The organism is Seohaeicola sp. 4SK31 (assembly GCF_028802875.1).
Taxonomy (GTDB): domain Bacteria; phylum Pseudomonadota; class Alphaproteobacteria; order Rhodobacterales; family Rhodobacteraceae; genus Seohaeicola.
Map to the genome: position 1 here is coordinate 53,072 of NZ_JARAMP010000002.1, position 17,292 is coordinate 70,363.

17 protein-coding genes are annotated in these 17,292 nt (G+C 64.0%); 10 read left to right on the plus strand and 7 right to left on the minus strand.

Annotated features, from left to right (window positions below):
* The first annotated feature begins 84 nt into the window (after positions 1-84).
* The 3 genes from PVW27_RS01890 to PVW27_RS01900 are packed head-to-tail and all read left to right on the plus strand — an operon-like array spanning position 85 to position 2,917.
* Positions 85-1,026 carry a nucleoside hydrolase gene (locus PVW27_RS01890; protein WP_274554845.1) on the plus strand — a complete coding sequence of 314 codons (942 nt, stop codon included), beginning with the start codon at positions 85-87 and terminating at the stop codon, positions 1,024-1,026.
* Positions 1,023-1,469 (plus strand): GNAT family N-acetyltransferase, encoded by a 447-nt coding sequence (locus PVW27_RS01895; RefSeq protein WP_274554846.1) that lies wholly within the window; start codon positions 1,023-1,025, stop codon positions 1,467-1,469. Before PVW27_RS01890 ends, PVW27_RS01895 begins: the two co-directional genes overlap by 4 nt.
* A 29-nt stretch (positions 1,470-1,498) precedes the next feature.
* Complete coding sequence (locus PVW27_RS01900; RefSeq protein WP_274554847.1) at positions 1,499-2,917, plus strand: protein adenylyltransferase SelO; 1,419 nt, start codon at positions 1,499-1,501, stop codon at positions 2,915-2,917.
* 6 nt (positions 2,918-2,923) lie between these two features.
* Here the strand turns inward: PVW27_RS01900 and PVW27_RS01905 are convergent, their stop codons facing one another.
* Together PVW27_RS01905 and PVW27_RS01910 are read right to left on the minus strand one after the other, a co-directional pair.
* On the minus strand, positions 2,924-3,814 hold the full coding sequence (locus PVW27_RS01905) for a DMT family transporter (protein WP_274554848.1): 891 nt from the start codon (positions 3,812-3,814) through the stop codon (positions 2,924-2,926).
* Positions 3,815-3,864: 50 nt separating this feature from the next.
* Positions 3,865-4,506, minus strand: a complete 642-nt coding sequence (locus PVW27_RS01910) for a hypothetical protein (RefSeq protein ID WP_274554849.1) — start codon at positions 4,504-4,506, stop codon at positions 3,865-3,867.
* 39 nt (positions 4,507-4,545) lie between these two features.
* Between PVW27_RS01910 and PVW27_RS01915 the strand changes: the two genes are divergently transcribed.
* Positions 4,546-5,259 (plus strand): endonuclease/exonuclease/phosphatase family protein, encoded by a 714-nt coding sequence (locus PVW27_RS01915; RefSeq protein ID WP_274554850.1) that lies wholly within the window; start codon positions 4,546-4,548, stop codon positions 5,257-5,259.
* Between the two features lie 63 nt (positions 5,260-5,322).
* On the opposite strand, the gene PVW27_RS01920 is transcribed toward PVW27_RS01915, so the two are convergent.
* Positions 5,323-6,642, minus strand: a complete 1,320-nt coding sequence (locus tag PVW27_RS01920) for a DEAD/DEAH box helicase (protein ID WP_274554851.1) — start codon at positions 6,640-6,642, stop codon at positions 5,323-5,325.
* Between the two features lie 372 nt (positions 6,643-7,014).
* Here PVW27_RS01920 and PVW27_RS01925 point away from each other — a divergent pair, with 372 nt between their 5' ends.
* The 6 genes from PVW27_RS01925 to PVW27_RS01950 all read left to right on the plus strand — a co-directional run bounded on the left by PVW27_RS01925 (position 7,015) and on the right by PVW27_RS01950 (position 12,194).
* Complete coding sequence (locus PVW27_RS01925; RefSeq protein WP_274554852.1) at positions 7,015-7,440, plus strand: Fur family transcriptional regulator; 426 nt, start codon at positions 7,015-7,017, stop codon at positions 7,438-7,440.
* Positions 7,441-7,471: 31 nt separating this feature from the next.
* Entirely contained in the window at positions 7,472-8,743 is a 1,272-nt protein-coding gene (locus tag PVW27_RS01930) for a Coenzyme F420 hydrogenase/dehydrogenase, beta subunit C-terminal domain (RefSeq protein WP_274554853.1), read from the plus strand.
* A gap of 61 nt (positions 8,744-8,804) precedes the next feature.
* Complete coding sequence (locus PVW27_RS01935) at positions 8,805-9,680, plus strand: DMT family transporter (protein WP_274555078.1); 876 nt, start codon at positions 8,805-8,807, stop codon at positions 9,678-9,680.
* A 175-nt stretch (positions 9,681-9,855) separates the two neighbouring features.
* Positions 9,856-11,130, plus strand: a complete 1,275-nt coding sequence (gene eno, locus PVW27_RS01940) for a phosphopyruvate hydratase (protein WP_274554854.1) — start codon at positions 9,856-9,858, stop codon at positions 11,128-11,130.
* Between the two features lie 219 nt (positions 11,131-11,349).
* Positions 11,350-11,901, plus strand: coding sequence for a fasciclin domain-containing protein (locus tag PVW27_RS01945; protein ID WP_274554855.1), 552 nt, complete (start codon positions 11,350-11,352; stop codon positions 11,899-11,901).
* 134 nt (positions 11,902-12,035) lie between these two features.
* Positions 12,036-12,194 (plus strand): hypothetical protein, encoded by a 159-nt coding sequence (locus tag PVW27_RS01950; RefSeq protein WP_274554856.1) that lies wholly within the window; start codon positions 12,036-12,038, stop codon positions 12,192-12,194.
* A 26-nt stretch (positions 12,195-12,220) separates the two neighbouring features.
* On the opposite strand, the gene pgi is transcribed toward PVW27_RS01950, so the two are convergent.
* From pgi to PVW27_RS01970, 4 genes are all read right to left on the minus strand, one after another.
* Complete coding sequence (gene pgi / locus PVW27_RS01955) at positions 12,221-13,822, minus strand: glucose-6-phosphate isomerase (RefSeq protein WP_432762047.1); 1,602 nt, start codon at positions 13,820-13,822, stop codon at positions 12,221-12,223.
* Positions 13,819-14,490 carry a 6-phosphogluconolactonase gene (gene pgl / locus PVW27_RS01960; RefSeq protein WP_274554857.1) on the minus strand — a complete coding sequence of 224 codons (672 nt, stop codon included), beginning with the start codon at positions 14,488-14,490 and terminating at the stop codon, positions 13,819-13,821. The genes pgi and pgl overlap by 4 nt, the downstream gene beginning before the upstream one ends.
* The gene (gene zwf, locus PVW27_RS01965) at positions 14,487-15,941 is read right to left on the minus strand and encodes a glucose-6-phosphate dehydrogenase (RefSeq protein WP_274554858.1); all 1,455 of its coding nucleotides are present in this window, start codon (positions 15,939-15,941) and stop codon (positions 14,487-14,489) included. Before zwf ends, pgl begins: the two co-directional genes overlap by 4 nt.
* Before the next feature lie 136 nt (positions 15,942-16,077).
* Entirely contained in the window at positions 16,078-17,187 is a 1,110-nt protein-coding gene (locus tag PVW27_RS01970; RefSeq protein WP_274554859.1) for an anhydro-N-acetylmuramic acid kinase, read from the minus strand.
* Positions 17,188-17,292: the final 105 nt, after the last annotated feature.

A 17,292-nucleotide genomic window follows, 5' to 3' on the forward strand; every position in this document is an offset into this window, starting at 1 on the left:
CCATAGTGGCGTCGAACCGGGTCACAGGGCAAAGCCGACGGCCCGGTTGACATCAGGACAGGACACCGGGACCCCATACCGCTCATGAGCAAGCAGAAGATCATCATCGACACCGACCCCGGACAGGATGACGCCGTGGCGATCCTTCTGGCACTGGCCAGCCCTGACGAGATCGAGGTTCTGGGCATCACGGCCGTCGCGGGCAATGTGCCGCTGGCGCTGACGCAGCGCAATGCGCGGATGGTTTGTGAACTGGCGGGACGGCCGGATATCCGCGTCTTTGCCGGATGTGATCGGCCGCTGGGGCGCGATCTGGTGACGGCGGAACATGTGCATGGCAAAAGCGGGCTGGACGGCCCGGTGCTGCCCGATCCGGTGATGCCCCTGCAGGAACAGCATGCGGTCGATTTCATCATCGATACAGTGCGGGAACATGCGTCGGGCAGCGTGACGCTCTGCCCTCTCGGCCCGCTGACGAATGTCGCCATGGCGCTGGAGAAGGCACCTGATATCGCGCCCCGCATCCGCCAGATCGTGCTGATGGGGGGCGCCTATTTCGAAGTGGGCAACATCACCCCCTCGGCAGAGTTCAACATCTATGTCGATCCGCAGGCGGCCCGTATAGTCTTCCGGTCGGGTGTGCCTTTGGTCGTGATGCCGCTGGACGTGACGCACAAGGCGCTGGTCACGGCCGCGCGTAACGACGCCTTTCGCGCGATCGGCAGCCCTGTGGGGATTGCCGTGGCCCAGATGACCGAGTTTTTCGAGCGGTTCGACAAGGAGAAATACGGCTCTTTGGGCGCACCGCTGCACGATCCTTGCGTGACCGCGTGGCTGATCCGGCCTGATCTGTTCACGGGGCGGCATGTGAATGTCGAGATCGAGACGCAGTCGGAACTGACCATGGGCATGACCGTCGCCGATTGGTGGCGTGTCACCCGGCGCGCGCCCAATGCGCTGTTCATGGGTGATGTGGACGCGGACGGGTTTTTTGACCTGCTGACGGAAAGGCTGGCGCGGCTATGAGTTTGTTGCATCTGGCCACGGTCGAGGATCTGGAGCGTGTGGTGCCGCTGGTTGCGGCCTTTCATGCGGAAATGGGGTATGACACCGATACTGCCCATCACGAAGGGGCGGTGCTGCCGCTACTGGAAGGCTCGCCCCATGGGGCGATCTGGCTGGTTGGGCCGCGTCGCGCTCCGGTCGGCTATGTGGTGATCTCGTTCGGATGGTCGGTGGAATATGGCGGGCTGGACGGTGTGGTGGACGAAATTTTCGTGCGCCCGCCCGTGCGGGGCCGGGGCATGGGGTTCGAGGCGTTGAACGGCATTGCCAAGGCGCTGGGCTCCAGTGGAGTGCGTGCCTTGCATCTTGAGGTGGCCCGTGATGACGCGCGCGCCCAACGTTTCTACACCCGCGCGCGGTTTCATCCCCGCGATCATACGATGTTCATGTCGCGCGTGCTGTAACGCAGGCGCCCTGCCCCTATATGTGACCCATGACCCTGCATATCCCCTTTGACAACAGCTATGCCGCCTTGCCGCCGCGCTTCTATACGCGGCAGGTGGCGCAACCTGTCACCGCCCCGCGCCTTCTGGTCTTCAATCACGCGCTTGCCGCAGATCTTGGGATCACGCCCGGCGATCCGGACGAGATGGCGTCCGTGTTCGCGGGCAATGCCGTGCCCGATGGGGCGGCTCCTCTGGCGCAGGTCTATGCCGGGCATCAGTTCGGCGGCTTCTCTCCCCAGTTGGGGGATGGCCGCGCGTTGCTGCTGGGCGAGGTGGTGAATATCCACGGCCAGCGCCGGGATATTCAGCTCAAGGGATCGGGCCAGACACCCTATAGCCGGATGGGTGACGGGCGCGCGTGGTTGGGCCCGGTATTGCGGGAATATCTTCTGTCCGAGGCGATGCATGCCTTGGGCGTGCCCACGACCCGCGCGCTGGCCGCCGTGCTGACCGGCGAGAGGGTCTATCGCGAGGCCGCCTTGCCAGGTGCGGTGCTGACCCGGGTGGCCGCAAGCCATATCCGCGTCGGCACCTTCCAGTATTTCGCCGCGCGCCGCGATATTGATGCGTTGCAGGCGCTGTATGAGCATACCCGCACCAGGCATTATCCCGAGGCCGACAGCCCGGCCCAAATGCTGAAGGCTGTGATTGCCGCGCAGGCCAAGCTGGTGGCCAGATGGCTGTCCATCGGCTTCATTCACGGGGTGATGAACACCGACAACACGAGCCTGTCGGGAGAAACCATCGACTATGGCCCTGCGGCCTATATGGACAGCTATCACCCGGTAACGGTCTACAGCTCCATCGATGCGCATGGGCGCTATGCCTATGACAATCAGGCCAATGTGATCGTGTGGAACATGGCGCAACTGGCGACTGCCTTGGTGCCGCTGATGCCCGACACGGACGCGGCAATTGCCGCGTTCACCGCCGCCATCAACGCCATGCCCGCGCAGATCGAGGCCGACCGGCTGACGGCGTTCCGGCCCAAGCTGGGGCTGACGGGGGACGATCCTGCGGATGCGGCGCTGATCGCTGATCTGTTGGCACTGATGCAGGCGGGTCAGGCCGATTTCACCAACACATTCCGCGCGTTGGCCCATGGCAATGCCCGCGATCAGTTCACGGACCGCGCCGCCTATGATGTCTGGCATGCGCGATGGCAGGACAGGTTGCACGGGGAATCGGGGGTCGAGGCACGGATGCTGTCCGCGAACCCTGCCTATATCCCGCGTAATCACCGTGTCGAGGAGATGATCAAGGCTGCCGTTGCGGGCGATATGGCGCCGTTCGAACGTCTGCTTCGCGTACTGTCCGATCCGTTCACCGACCAGCCGGGCGCCGAGGATCTGACGCGTCCGCCCCTCAGCCACGAGGTGGTGGCGCAGACTTTCTGCGGAACCTGAGGCGTCTCAGGCCGGGATGCGCGGGCGGCGGTTGATCAGCACGATTCCCGCCGCAACCAGCACCAATCCGATCAGGACGCCGGGGCCGATCTCTTCCGACAGGATCAGCCAGCCGAGACCCACGGCCAGAACCGGGGTGAGGAAAGAGAAACTGGCCACACCCGAGGCCGGATAGCGCTTGAGCAGGAAGAACCAGAACAGAAAGCCAAAGCTGGCGACGGCCACGATCTGATAGGTCAGACCCAGAATATGCGAGATATCCAGATCGCGCAGAAAGGGGCCGAAAAGCGGGGCAGCGATCATCAGCAATACGGCACTGACCGAAAGTTGCCAGAACAGCTGCATCTCGGGCACGACGCGCTGCACAGGCGTCAGGCGCACCACCAAGGCGATACCTGTCCAGCCGAATGCCGCGCCGAGGGCGGCCAGATCGCCCTGCCATGACGCCTCGCCGCTGCTACGCTGGCCCAGAACGATGGCCACCCCGGTCATGGCCATCACAAGGCCGATGATGCGCCGTTGCGTCAACCGCTCGCCCGGCAGCAGGAAATGGGCAGAGACCGACAGGAGCACCGGCATCGAGTAGAGCAGGATCGAGGCCCGCGCGACAGTGGTGTGGTCCAGCGCCCAGAAAAGGCAAAGAAATTCAGCGGCAAACAAAGCCCCCAGCAGGAAGCCCGGCCAAAGCGTGTCGCGCGCAAAATCGAAGCGCACGCCGCGCAGCCGCATCCAGAGCAGCAGCACCAGCAGCGCCCCGGCCGAGCGCAGTGCCGCCATGAAGACGGGTTGAAACCCGCCATTGCCCAGCTTGATCACCACCTGATTGAAGGCCATGGCCGCCGCGAAACCGATCAGCGCCACCGCCCCGATGGCGTCTATCCTGTCCTTGCGTTCCATGGCGCGAGTGGAGGGGAATTCGCGGGGATCGTCAAGTCGGCAATGGGCGATCAGCGGCGGTTTCGGTGACGGCGGAAAAAGCGCGGGTTGCGTCGCACGAAATCGTCGATCAGGCCCATCAGCCCGCCCTTGGCTCGACCCTTGAGATAGGCATATCCGGTCCCTGCCCCGATCAGCGCGCCGATGAAGTCCATGATCAGGTCCCACATCGTGTCCATCAGGCCGGATTTCTGCATGTTCAGACCAAAGATCTGATCCATGCCGAATTCGAAGATCTCCCACATGGCGCCGATGGCCAGCGCAAAGCAGAAGGCGAAGAACGCCACCGCGATGGGGGGCGCGGCATAGCGGTCGCCCTGAAACATCATGAAAACCAGCACAAAGCCGATCAGGCCGAAGCCGATCGCGCTGCCGCCATGCATGATCAGATCCCACCACCAGAACCGATTGTAGAAATCATAGACCTCGCCCAGAAAGAGAGTGCCGCCGATAAAGACAACGATGGCGGCGATGAAGGAGGGCGGCACCATGATCTCGGCCCAGCGGGCGGCGAAGACCGGCGTGAGCGACAACAGCAGGGTTGCCAATGACACGAAGGCCAGCGGCCAGTTGCGCTGCACCAGTGCATCGAGCATGAACAGCGCCAGCAAAAGCCAGATGATCTTGGCCAGCCATGTCTGATCGCCAAACACCCTGTTACGCTCCCGTCAATTCATGACTATATGCCTTCCATGTCCGCATCCCGTCTGAGAATTGCAAGCTATAACCTGCAAAAATGTGTAGGCCTTGACCTGCGCCGCCGCCCTGACCGCAGCCTCAAGGTGATCGAGGGGCTTGGGGCGGATGTGGTCGTGCTGCAGGAGGCGGACAAACGCCTGCCCCCGCGTCCAGCCGCCCTGCCCCATGGCATGATCGAGGATGACGGCTGGCAGATCGTGCCGGTGGGCACAGGCGGGCACCGACCCGGCGGGTCACTTGGATGGCATGGCAATGCCATGCTGATCCGGCCCGAGGTCCGGATTCTGGCGACCGCACATCTGGACCTGCCGGGACTGGAGCCACGCGGGGCGATCCGGGTCGATCTGGACACGCGCATCGGTCCTGTCAGGGTGATCGGGCTGCATCTGGGGCTGATCCGGCGGTATCGGTTGTTGCAGGTCGCAGCGATCATGCGCTGCCTGAGGGAATTGCCGCATCTGCCAACGGTTATGGCCGGGGATTTCAACGAATGGGGATCGGTCATGCCGCTGGACACGATGGCGCAGGGCCTGCGCTTCTTGCCCGGAAGCCCCAGTTTTCCGGCTGCTCGTCCCGTGGCCCGGCTGGATCGTTTCGCGCTGTCTGATGATCTGACCGCGCTGGAGCAAGGGGCCTATCTGGGCAATCCGGCGCGCGTCGCCTCGGATCATTTGCCGGTCTGGGCGGATATCGCCGCGACGCGTTGATCCTGCATCCGTGATGCGACCAAAAGAAGAAAGGCACCCCGAAGGGTGCCTTTGTCGTTTGTCTTAGGCCGCTTGGCTGGCGGCAGAACCGCTCTTGCCACCGCCCGACCGACGCCGCCGGCGCTGTTGGGTGGTGCCGGGCTTTGCACCGCCTTCGCTGGCGCGTGCGCCACCGCCACGCGGACCACCGCCCTTGTTGCCGCCGCGACCGCGACCGCCGCCGGATTTCGGCGCGTCAGGCGCATCGAGGGCTTCCCACGGACGTCCCGACGCGATGGGGATCGAGATCTTCATCACTTTCTGGATGTCACGCAGTTCGCTCATCTCATCCGGTGCGCAGAAGGCGATGGCCGCGCCATCCTTGCCCGCCCGCGCGGTCCGGCCGATCCGGTGGACATAGTTTTCAGGCACATTGGGCAGTTCGTAGTTGTACACATGTTTCACGTCCGGGATGTCCAGACCACGCGCTGCCACATCGGTGGCCACCAGCACGCGGATCTTGCCCGCCTTGAACGCCTCGATCGCGCGGTCGCGCTGACCCTGGCTTTTGTTGCCGTGGATGGAGCCAGCCGCGAAGCCCGCCTTTTCCAGCGTCTTCATCAGCTTTTCGCAGCCATGCTTGGTGCGACCGAAAACCAGCGCCAGTTCGTCGCGGTGCTTGTCCAGCAGCTCGATCAGCAGGTTGGTCTTTTCCGCCTTGGCGATGAAATGGACCAGCTGCGTGACCTTGTCGGCCACCTTGCCAGCGGGGCTGACCTCGACCCGCATCGGGTTTTCGAGATAAGCACTGGCGATTTCGCTCATCTGCTTGTTCATCGTGGCCGAGAACAGCATCGTCTGGCGCTGCTTGGGTAGCAGGCCCGCGATCTTGCGCAGGGCGTGGATGAAGCCCAGATCCAGCATCTGATCGGCCTCGTCCAGCACCAGAAAGCGGGTCGAGTCCAGACGCACGGCGCGGCGGTCCAGCAGGTCCAGCAGACGGCCCGGTGTAGCCACGAGGATATCCGTGCCCCGGATCAGACGCCCGGCCTGCGCCGAGATCGACTGCCCGCCCACGACAAGGTTCACCTTCATCGGCGTTCCCTTGACGAAACCGGCCAGAGTGTCCGCGATCTGTTTGGCCAGTTCACGGGTCGGCGCGAGGATCAGCCCGTGGACATGTTTTTCCATCGGGCGTTTGGGATCGGCCATCAGTTGCGCCACCAGAGGCAGGCCAAAGGCCGCCGTCTTGCCGGTGCCGGTCTGGGCCAGACCCATCACATCCTTGCCGTCCAGCGCATGCGGGATGGCCCGGCTCTGGATCGGGGTGGGTTCGGTGATCCCGGTCTCGGCCAGGCGTTTCACCAGAATGGCCGGAAGGCCCATCATTTCAAATTCGTTCAACGTCATTTCCTTCACAGGCATGCGGACGCGCCGCTATGCCGATGGTTGATGTCCCGTCAGGGGACACCCGTGGTTGCACACTGGTCATGACCGACGGACGACATGTCCGATCAGCCGCCAGAGCGCTGATCCCCACGCGTGATCTTGGGAAAAACAACCGCTGCCCTGTTCCGCCCTTCGCGCCTGTCCCGTCAGGGTGGCGCATGGGTCTTGCTTCTTCTGCTCACGCGGCAGAGGGCATCGCTTGGGATGCACATGCGCTTTCACAGGCCGGAAGTCAACCCTTGGGTCGGAGTCGCGGCGAAACGGGGTGGAACTGCGGCGCGGCTGCCGCTAAACCCGGACGGATTGGAATTCACGCGGAACAGGCCCATGGCTGACACGATCATTTCCCGCTGCGAGGCCAAGGGGCTGCGCATGACCGACCAGCGTCGGACCATCGCGACAGTTCTGGAAGGCTCGGACGACCATCCCGACGTCGAGGAGCTTTATGCCCGCGCCTCGGCCATTGATCCGCGCATTTCGATTGCCACGATCTACCGCACCGTCAAACTGTTCGAGGAGGCGGGGATTCTGGACAAGCTGGAGTTCGGGGATGGCCGTGCCCGCTATGAGGATGGCGCGCGCGAGCATCACGACCATCTGATCGACATGCAGACCGGAGAAGTGATCGAGTTCTGCGACCCCGAGATCGAGGCGCTTCAGGAAAAGATCGCGCGGCGGCTGGGTTATACGCTGAAAGGCCACAAACTCGAGCTTTATGGCGTGCCGTTGAAGCCGCGTGCGGAAAAGACCTGACGGCACCGAAAACCTGCGCTAGGTCTGAGGCATGACCCGTGACGCGCCCTTTTCCTCTGGCCTTGAGGCCCCCGTTCTGACGGGGGCGGCCCGCCCCGGCCTTTGCACCGATTGCGGTGTGTCGCGCATGGGGGACGGGCGCGCCTGCGGGCGGGCCTGTCAGTTCATTCAACCCGACTATCCCGGCCTTGAACGTGCGGCGCACGGGCGCGAGACGGACCCCACGCGCGGCGAGGAAGGGTTCTTCGGCGTGACCTCCCGTATGATGCGCGCGCGGCTGGACCCGCCCGCGCAGGGCGCGCAATGGACGGGCATCACCACGGCGCTGGCGGCGGAATTGCTGCGCGATGGCACAGTGGATGCGGTGCTGACCATGGCCCCCGACCCGGACGACCGCTGGAAACCCATGCCCGTCATCGTGACCGAACCCGAGGCGCTGGCGCAATGTCGCGGCATGCGGATGGGCTATGCGCCCCTGCTGGCCTTGCTGGAACCGGCCCGTGCGGCGGGGCATCTGCGGCTGGCGATCATCGGTATTCCCTGTCAGGTCTATGCCCTGCGCGCGCTGGAAGCCGAACTGGGGTTCGAACGGCTGTATGTCATAGGCACCCCCTGCTCGGACAATACCACGACCGAGAATTTCCACAGCTTTCTGAAGCTTCTGGACGCCAGGCCCGAAACCATCAGCTATCTGGAGTTCCGTGCGGACTACCATGTGGAGCTGCGCTTTGACGATGGTCGCAAGGCGCGGATGATCCCTTTCCTGCAATTGCCGATCTCTCAGTTGCCCGATGACTTCTTTCCGATGACCTGCAAGACCTGCGTCGACTACACCAACCGTCTGGCCGATATCACCGTGGGCTATATGGGCGGGGATGGCGATCAATGGATCATCAGTCGCAACGCACGCGGCGACGAGATGCTGTCCGCTTTGGGTGATCGCCTGACCATCCTGCCCCTGACCGACAAGGGCAAGCGCGCGGGGGCTGTCAAAGGGTTCATGGAGAATACCGCCCGCGCCGCAGGCGGCATGCCGCTGCGCCGTATGCCCGACTGGCTTCGCCCCATCGTGTCCTTCCTGCAGCCGCGCATCGGCCCGCGCGGCGTCGAATTCGCCCGCACGCGGGTCGAGATGAAGGCGATCGAGACTGTCCTGCACCTGCGCCGGGCCCATCCGGCGCGGCTCAAGAACATGGTGCCCGCCCATGTCTGGCGTCTGGTCGCCCCTTACGGTCTGCGCCCGGACCCGGGCGAGAGGCGCGCGGAACCACCGCCCCTTGCACCTTCCACGCCGCAGGACTAATCCGGGTGCTGACCCCTGCCGCGCCTGCGCGCGCGGCCTTCCCGATCACAGGCCGGACATGATGGAAAACCTGCGCGGCGCGCTTCTGATGACCGCAGCCATGCTTGGCTTCGCCATCGAGGACATGTTCATCAAGATGCTTTCGGCAACGGTGCCGCTGGGGATGGTGTTGATCATGCTGGGCGCGGGCGGGGCTGTGGTCTTTGCCACCCTTGCGCTGTTGCGCGGCGATGCGCTGTTTTCGCGCGATCTGCTGGCGCGCTCGGTGCTGATCCGGAATACAGGAGAGTTGATCGGCACCATCGGATTTGTCAGCGCCATCGTGCTGACGCCGCTGTCGTCGGCCTCGGCCATTCTGCAGGCCACGCCGCTGGTGGTCACGCTGGGAGCAGCGCTGTTTCTGGGCGAGCAGGTCGGTTGGCGTCGCTGGAGCGCGATCCTTGTGGGGTTTGCAGGGGTTCTGCTGATCATCCGGCCGGGCCTTGCGGCGTTCGAGCCGTTGTCGCTTCTGGCGCTTCTGGGTGTGTTCGGACTGGCGGTGCGCGATCTGGCGACACGTGCCGTGCCCCGCGCGATCTCGTCGATGCAGTTGTCTACCTATGCCTTCGCCACGCTGGTGCCGGCCGGTCTGGGGATGCTGACCTTCACCGGGCAAGGTCTGCGGATGCTGACACCTCTGGAAGGCGCGCTGATGGCGGCGGCTCTGGGCTTTGGCGTTCTGGCCTATTACGCGATCGTGGCGGCGATGCGGATGGGGGATGTGGCGGTGATCACGCCGTTCCGCTATTCGCGACTGGTCTTTGCCTTGGGGTTCGGCGTCCTGTTCTTCGGCGAGCGTCCGGACGCGATGACGCTTGCGGGATCTGCGCTGATCGTGGCCTCGGGGATCTATACCTTTTGGCGTGAAGCGCGACTGCAGCGCGGGCCCCGGCACTGATCCAAGCCGCCATGCGGCGCGCAAGCCGATGAATCCGGCCCTTGCGGCAAGATTGTTGACGGCAAAGGCGAAAACCTTGCGGGGTTAGCGCAATCCTGTGCGCTGGCCCCTTTTCCTTGGCCGCCGCGCCCTCTAAAAGCCCCCCAACGCATCGCCATAGCCCAAGGAACTGACCATGAGCACGATCATCGACATCCACGCCCGCGAAATCCTCGACAGCCGGGGCAACCCCACGGTTGAGGTCGATGTGATCCTGGAAGATGGCACGATGGGGCGCGCGGCTGTGCCATCGGGTGCATCCACAGGCGCGCATGAGGCGGTCGAGCGGCGGGATGGCGACAAGACCCGCTACATGGGCAAGGGCGTGCTGGAAGCCTGCGCCGCCGTCAATGGCGAGATCGCCGAGACGCTTCTTGGCATGGACGCCACAGAGCAGGTGGCCATCGACCTGAGCATGATCGAGTTGGACGGCACGCCCAACAAGGCGCGTCTGGGGGCGAATGCGATCCTTGGTGTCAGCCTTGCCGTGGCCAAGGCGGCGGCGGATTTCACCACCCAGCCGCTGTATCGTTACATCGGCGGCACATCCGCCCGCGTACTGCCCGTGCCGATGATGAACATCATCAACGGGGGCGAGCATGCCGACAATCCGATCGACATTCAGGAATTCATGATCATGCCGGTTGCCGCCACTTCGATCCGCGAAGCGGTGCGCATGGGTGCCGAAGTTTTCCACACGCTGAAGAAAGAGCTGTCCGCAGCGGGTCTGGCCACCGGCGTCGGCGATGAGGGCGGATTTGCCCCCAACCTGTCCAGCACGCGCGAGGCGTTGGATTTCATCCTGAAATCCATCGAAAAGGCGGGCTATACACCCGGCGAGGATATCCATCTGGCGCTTGACTGCGCCGCGACCGAGTATTTCAAGGATGGCAAATACGTCCTGTCGGGCGAGGGCAAGACCCTGAGCAGCGACCAGAACGTCGATTATCTGGCCGCCCTGTGCGCCGATTACCCGATCATCTCGATCGAGGATGGCTGTGCCGAGGATGATTGGGATGGCTGGCGCGCGCTGACCGAACGTCTGGGCGCGAAGGTGCAACTGGTGGGGGATGACCTGTTCGTGACCAACCCCGCCCGCCTTCAGATGGGCATTGATCGCGGCTGCGGCAATGCGATGCTGGTCAAGGTGAACCAGATCGGCACCCTGACCGAAACCCTGCGCGCGGTGGATATGGCGCATCGCGCCCGCATGACCAATGTGATGTCGCATCGTTCGGGCGAGACCGAGGATGCCACCATCGCCGATCTGGCCGTGGCCACGAATTGCGGACAGATCAAGACCGGCTCGCTGGCCCGTTCCGACCGGTTGGCGAAATACAACCAGTTGATCCGGATCGAGGAATCGCTGGCCGATACCGCCATTTATGCAGGCCGCTCAATCCTGCGCTAAGCGCGAAGCGATGCCAGCCTCCAAAGCGGCCCCGACTGTGGGCCGCTTTTTCACATCCCGTTTCTTCTTGCTGCAAGTATCCTCGCCGAAGGCATGCGACCGCGCGGCCGGACGGCGCATCTGAAAAAATGCATGCTGCGTGAAACTAATTTTCCCTCCCCGCCGTGACTGACACATGCCCCACCTGAATGGGGCGCAGCTCAAATGGGAGAGAGACCGATGAACAGCACGATCAAGGCCCTGCTACTGGCCACAAGCCTGACCACCGCCTCGGCCGCCATGGCCGCCAATCCGCAGGTCGGTGGCGCGGATATGTTCGAGACCCGCAACATCGTCGAGAATGCCGTCAATTCCGCTGACCACACCACGCTGGTCGCCGCAGTGCAGGCCGCCGAACTGGTCGAGACGCTGCAAGGCCCCGGCCCTTTCACCGTTTTCGCGCCGGTCAATGATGCCTTCGCCGCCCTGCCTGCGGGCACGGTCGAGACCCTGCTCAAGCCCGAGAACAAGGCCATGTTGCAGAAGGTGCTGACCGCCCATGTGGTGGCTGGCAACATGTCCACGGCCCAGATCGCGGCGCGGGCGCGGGCCAGCGCGGACGGATTTTATCATTTCAATGCCGTATCCGGCGATGCGCTATCGGCTCAGGTGCGTGGGCGCAATCTTTACATCTACGACGAAAGCGGCAGCGCGGCGCGGGTCACGATCTCGGATGTGGTCCAGTCCAATGGCGTGATCCATGTGGTCAACACGGTGCTTGTGCCCAAGTGACGACAGGACAGGTCGCCTGATCCTGATGTCATGAAGGCAAGGACCGGGTGGCCTCAGGCGGGGGCGGAGTCTTGTGGCAGCAAGAACCGTCCCCGTTCAATCACGATTTCCGTTCCATTCCGAGGAAGAGTGCGATGCGCCCCCGTTCCGATCTGGAAACACCGCCCACGCGCCCGGCCACAGGCGATCACAAACCGGGGCCGCGTCGGGGTATAAGGTTGCAGGAAGGGCTGGTCCTTGCGCTGCTGGGCGTGATGATGGCCTGCGCCTGGGCCATCACATTGACGGGCTGAGAATACGCGACCGATTGGATCTTGGCCTATCGACCGGTCAGGAAACCGATCAGTGCGCGGGTCGAGCCGTCCTTGGTGGCCGTATCGCCCCCCTCCAGCAGTGGTTGCAGCGCCGTGGCCAGTTCCTTGCCCAGTTCCACCCCCCATTGATCGAAACTGTTGATCCCAAGGATCACGCCTTCGACAAAGACACGGTGTTCATACAGCGCCACGATCTGCCCCAGACGGCGGGGTGTCAGCCTGTCATAGGCCAGCGTGACCGAGGGCCTGTTGCCCGGAAAGACCCGGTGCCGCGCCTGTCGCTCCAATTCGGCCCCGGTCAACCCCTTGGCCGTCATGATGGCGCGAGCTTCATCCAGCGACCGCCCTGTCATCAAGGCCTCGGACTGGGCAAGGCAATTGGCGATCAGCAGGCGGTGCTGGTGCGCCAGATCAGGCTCATGCCCTTGGGCGGCGATCAGGAATTCACAGGGGATGACATCGGTGCCCTGATGGATCAGCTGGTAAAAGGCGTGTTGTCCATTGGTGCCCGGCTCGCCCCAGACGACAGGTCCCGAGGGACGGGACAGGTCGCTGCCATCCATGGAAACGCGCTTGCCATTGCTCTCCATCTCGAGTTGCTGGAGATAGGCCGGAAGGCGCGACAGGCGCTGATCATAGGGCAGCACGGCCCGCGTGGCATGGCCCTGCACCTGACGGTGCCAGATGCCGGTCAACGCCAGAAGGACGGGCAGATTCGCGTCAAGCGGCGCTTTGCGGAAATGCGCATCCATCGCTGCCGCCCCGCCAAGCATCTGGCGAAAATGCTCAGGCCCGACAGCAAGCATCAGCGACAGCCCAATCGGCCCCCACACGGAATAACGTCCGCCCACCCAATCTTCGAAACCGAAGACGCGGTCGGAGCCGATGCCGAAGGCGGCGGCCTTGTCTGCCGCTGTGGACAGGGCCACGAACTGCGCGCCGGGTTCTGCAACGCTGGCCGCCATCCATTCGCGCGCCGTGGCAGCGTTTGTCATCGTCTCGATCGTGGTGAAGGTCTTGGAGGCCACGATGACCAGCGTCCGTGCCGGGTCCAGACCCTTGAGCGTATCCGCGATATGCGCCCCGTCCACGTTCGACACGAAATGACAGCGCGGGCCGTCGTGATAAGGGGCCAGCGCCAGCGTGGCCATAGCGGGGCCAAGGTCGGACCCGCCTATCCCGATATTGACCACATCGGAGATGCGACCGCCCTGCCCCGTGATGCGGCCTGCACGGATGGAGTCGGCAAATGCCTCCATCCTTGCGCGGGTCGCGCGGATACCGGGCAACACGTCCTGTCCATCGACGCGGATGACTGCATCATCCGGCGCACGCAGGGCCGTGTGCAGAACGGCGCGGCCCTCGGTTTCGTTGATCTTCGCACCGGAGAACATCGCGTCGCGCCATGTCTCGACATCCGCCGCGCGCGCGAGATCCAGCAAGCCAGCCCGGATATCGTCGTCGATCCCGGTCTTGGAGTAGTCGAACAGCAGCCCGTCAACCTGGGCGGAAAACCGGGCTGCGCGGTCCGGATCCGCCGCAAAAAGGGACAGGATCCGTGGGGGTGTCATGGCCGCAAGGCGGCTCCAGCAGTCATCCATCGTCATGCGGCCCAATGCACCTCTGCCTCATTCAGGATCGCGGCCACTGGCGCCTCTTCCGGCGGCAGGGTCAGCGCGCGTTCAAGCGCGGTGCGTTTTTCATCGCCGGTGATGACAAGATGCAGGCTCATGGCATCGCAGATCACGCGTGCGCTCAGGCTGACGCGCGTGCAGGCCAGACCTGCGGCGCGCATCGACACCAGGATCGGCGCAGCCGGGTCAAGTGCGAGGCGCAGGTTGTCGCCACGGGGAAAGAGGCTGGCCGTGTGCATGTCGGTCCCCATGCCCAGAAGGGCAACCGACACCGGCAGAAGGGGCTCGATCCGGGTTTCGACCTCGGACAGGCTATCTTCCGGGTCGTCCCCTCCCGCATAGAAGGGATGAAAGGTCGCCGCCCCAGCCCGTCCCGTCAACAGCCGCGCGCGCACCAGCCCGGCGTTGGACCGAGGGTCATCCTGCGGCACCCAGCGTTCATCGCTGAGCATGACATCGACGCGGGACCAGTCCAGATCGGCATCGCAAAGCGCATCGAAGATCGGCCCCGGCGTCGTGCCGCCCGGCACGACCAGCGTGGCGCGATCCTCGTGCATCAGGGCGGCGGTCAGCTTGCCCGCCAGCACATTGGCCAGATTGATGGCCAGCATCTCGGCATCGGCATATTCGTGCATATTCATGTCCGGATCTCCCTCCAGCGGCGACCGTCACGGTGCATCAGGGCCAGCGCCTCTTCGGGGCCGGCGCTGCCTGAATCATACAGTATGGGCTCGGTCCCGCCCGCGTCCCATGCCGCAATGATCGGGTCGGTCCAGGCCCAGGCGGCCTCGACCTCGTCGCCGCGCATGAAAAGGGTCTGATTGCCTCGGATCACATCCATGATCAGCCGCTCGTAAGCATCGGGCACATCCTCGGCGTCCGGTCCCAGCGCCTCGGTGAACGTCATGTCCAGTGGCACATCAATCAAACGCATCCCCCCCGGCCCCGGTTCCTTGATCGTCACATCAAGGTCGATGCCTTCATTGGGTTGCAGCCGGATGGTCAGGATATTGCGGTGCCGCCCCGCCTCGGCCCCGAAGATGGAATGCGGCGCTTCCTTGAACACGACCGCGATTTCCGAGGTGCGCGCACGCAGGCGTTTGCCAGTGCGCAGATAGAAGGGCGTGCCCGCCCATCGCCAATTGCTGATATGCGCCTTGAGGGCGACGAAGCTTTCGGTGGTTGAGGCTTGGTTGTCCACATGATCGCGATACCCCGGCTTGTCGCCATCGGCGCGGTATTGGCCACGCACGATCTGCGCGGGGGCTACGGGATCTAGGGCGCGGATAACCTTGAGCTTTTCGTCCCGCACGGCGGCGGGATCGAACTTGGCGGGGGGTTCCATCGCGATCAGGCACAAAAGCTGCATCAGATGGTTCTGGACCATGTCGCGCATGGCCCCCGCGCGATCGTAGTAATCGCCACGCCCGCCGACGCCCACGGTCTCGGCCACGGTGATCTGAATATGATCGACATACTGGCTGTTCCACAATGGTTCGAACAGCATGTTGCCGAAGCGGATCGCCATCAGGTTCTGGACGGTTTCCTTGCCCAGATAATGGTCGATCCGGTAGATCTGTGTTTCGTCGAAATGCTGCGCCAGCGTACGGTTCAGATCGCGAGCCGTTTCAAGATCGCGGCCAAAGGGTTTTTCAACCACGATCCTTGCCCCCGCATCCGCCATGCCGTGACGGTGCAGACGCTCTGCCAAGGGGCCGAAAAGCGCCGGTCCGACAGAAAAGTAATAGGCCTTGATCCGGTCGCGCGACATCAGGCCGGCGAGACGGTCCCAGCCTTCATCGCCCATCGCGTCCAGTGTGACGTAATGCAGATCGTCGAGAAAGGCGCTGCGTTGCGCAGGGCTATGGGTATGGGGAGTGTCGAACTCATCAAGGGCGGCGGCCACGAAGTCACGATAGGCCGCGTCCGACATGTCGGCGCGCGCGGCCCCGATCAGCCGGGTGCCCGGTTGCATCTGCCCCGCGCAATAGCGCCGGAACAGCGCCGGCAGGATCTTGCGCCGCGCCAGATCGCCGGTGCCGCCGAAGATGACCAGATCGAAAGGATCGACCGGAATGACCCGTGATGCCATCAGAACAGCCCTTGTGGTTCAACAGGTTGCGCGCGGTTCGCAGGAGGTTGCGCCCGTTGCGTGTCGCGCGGGACTTTATCACGCTTGGGCACGGGCACAATGGCCGCAAACCGCAAGCGGCAAAAAAATGTTAGCGCTAACGTATGCCCTGAAGTACGCCGCTGAGGATGCCACCACCGACCGCCGCGCGCACACCAGTCGTCGCAGGGCCGGAGGTGGGCAGACCGCGTGCGACGCGCACGGCCAGATAGGCGAAGGCCTGCGCCTCGAGCATGTCACCGTCCAGTCCGACGGATTCGACCGGATCCACGGAACAGTCCAGACCTGCGCGCAGCATCTGCATCATGACAGGGTTGTGCCGTCCGCCACCTGTGACAAGCAGGCGCTGGGGCGGTGCAGGGCAATGTTCCATCCCGCGCATCACGGCGGCGGCGGCCATGGCGGTCATCGTGGCGGCCGCATCGGCATCGTCCAGTTCGCGCACCAGGTCCAGCATGTCGGCAAAGGCGTCTCGGTCCAGCGACTTGGGCGGCATCTTGAGGAAATAGGGCTCGTCCAGAAACAGCTCCAGCGCGCCATCGGCGACCGTGCCTTTGGCCGCCAACTGCCCCCCCTTGTCATAGGACAGGCCAAGCCGCCTGTGCACAAGGTCGTTGATCGGCGCATTAGCAGGCCCGGTGTCGAAAGCCAGCAACGCGCCCTCTTCCTCGGGCTTTGCACGCGACGGGTCGATCCATGTCAGATTGCCCACGCCGCCAAGGTTCAGAAAGGCCAGCGGTTCGGTGGCTCCGATCCATTTGGCGCAGGCAAAGTGGAAGAATGGCGCCAGCGGCGCGCCCTGCCCGCCAAGTCGCACATCGGCCGAGCGGAAATCCCAGACCACGGGCCTGCCCAGCCGTTCCGCCAGGGCTGCACCATCGCCCAGTTGATGCGAGCCACGTCCCCCCGGATCATGGGCCAGAGTCTGGCCATGAAAACCCACCAGTTCGACATCGTCGAATTGCGACAAGACCGCGTGATGCGCATCTTCGACCAGTGTCTGCGCCTCCTCCAAGCCCGGATCGCCGGGCCATTTTCCAAGGGCGGCGCGCAGCACGTCCTGCTCGGCATCCGTATAGGCGCGATAGGCGGTAGGGCCGAAGGCGCGGATCGCGATACCATCCGTTTCCACAACGGCGGCATCGACCCCGTCCAGCGAGGTGCCCGACATCGCGCCCAGAGCGCGGATCACCCTTGCCTCTTTCATCCCGTCAAACCCCTGCTCTGCTGGCCTGTCCCGGCCCCCGAATTGCGGTTTGCATGCCCCGCTTTGCACTCTATACATGCCGCGCAAACCACCAAGGGACAAGAG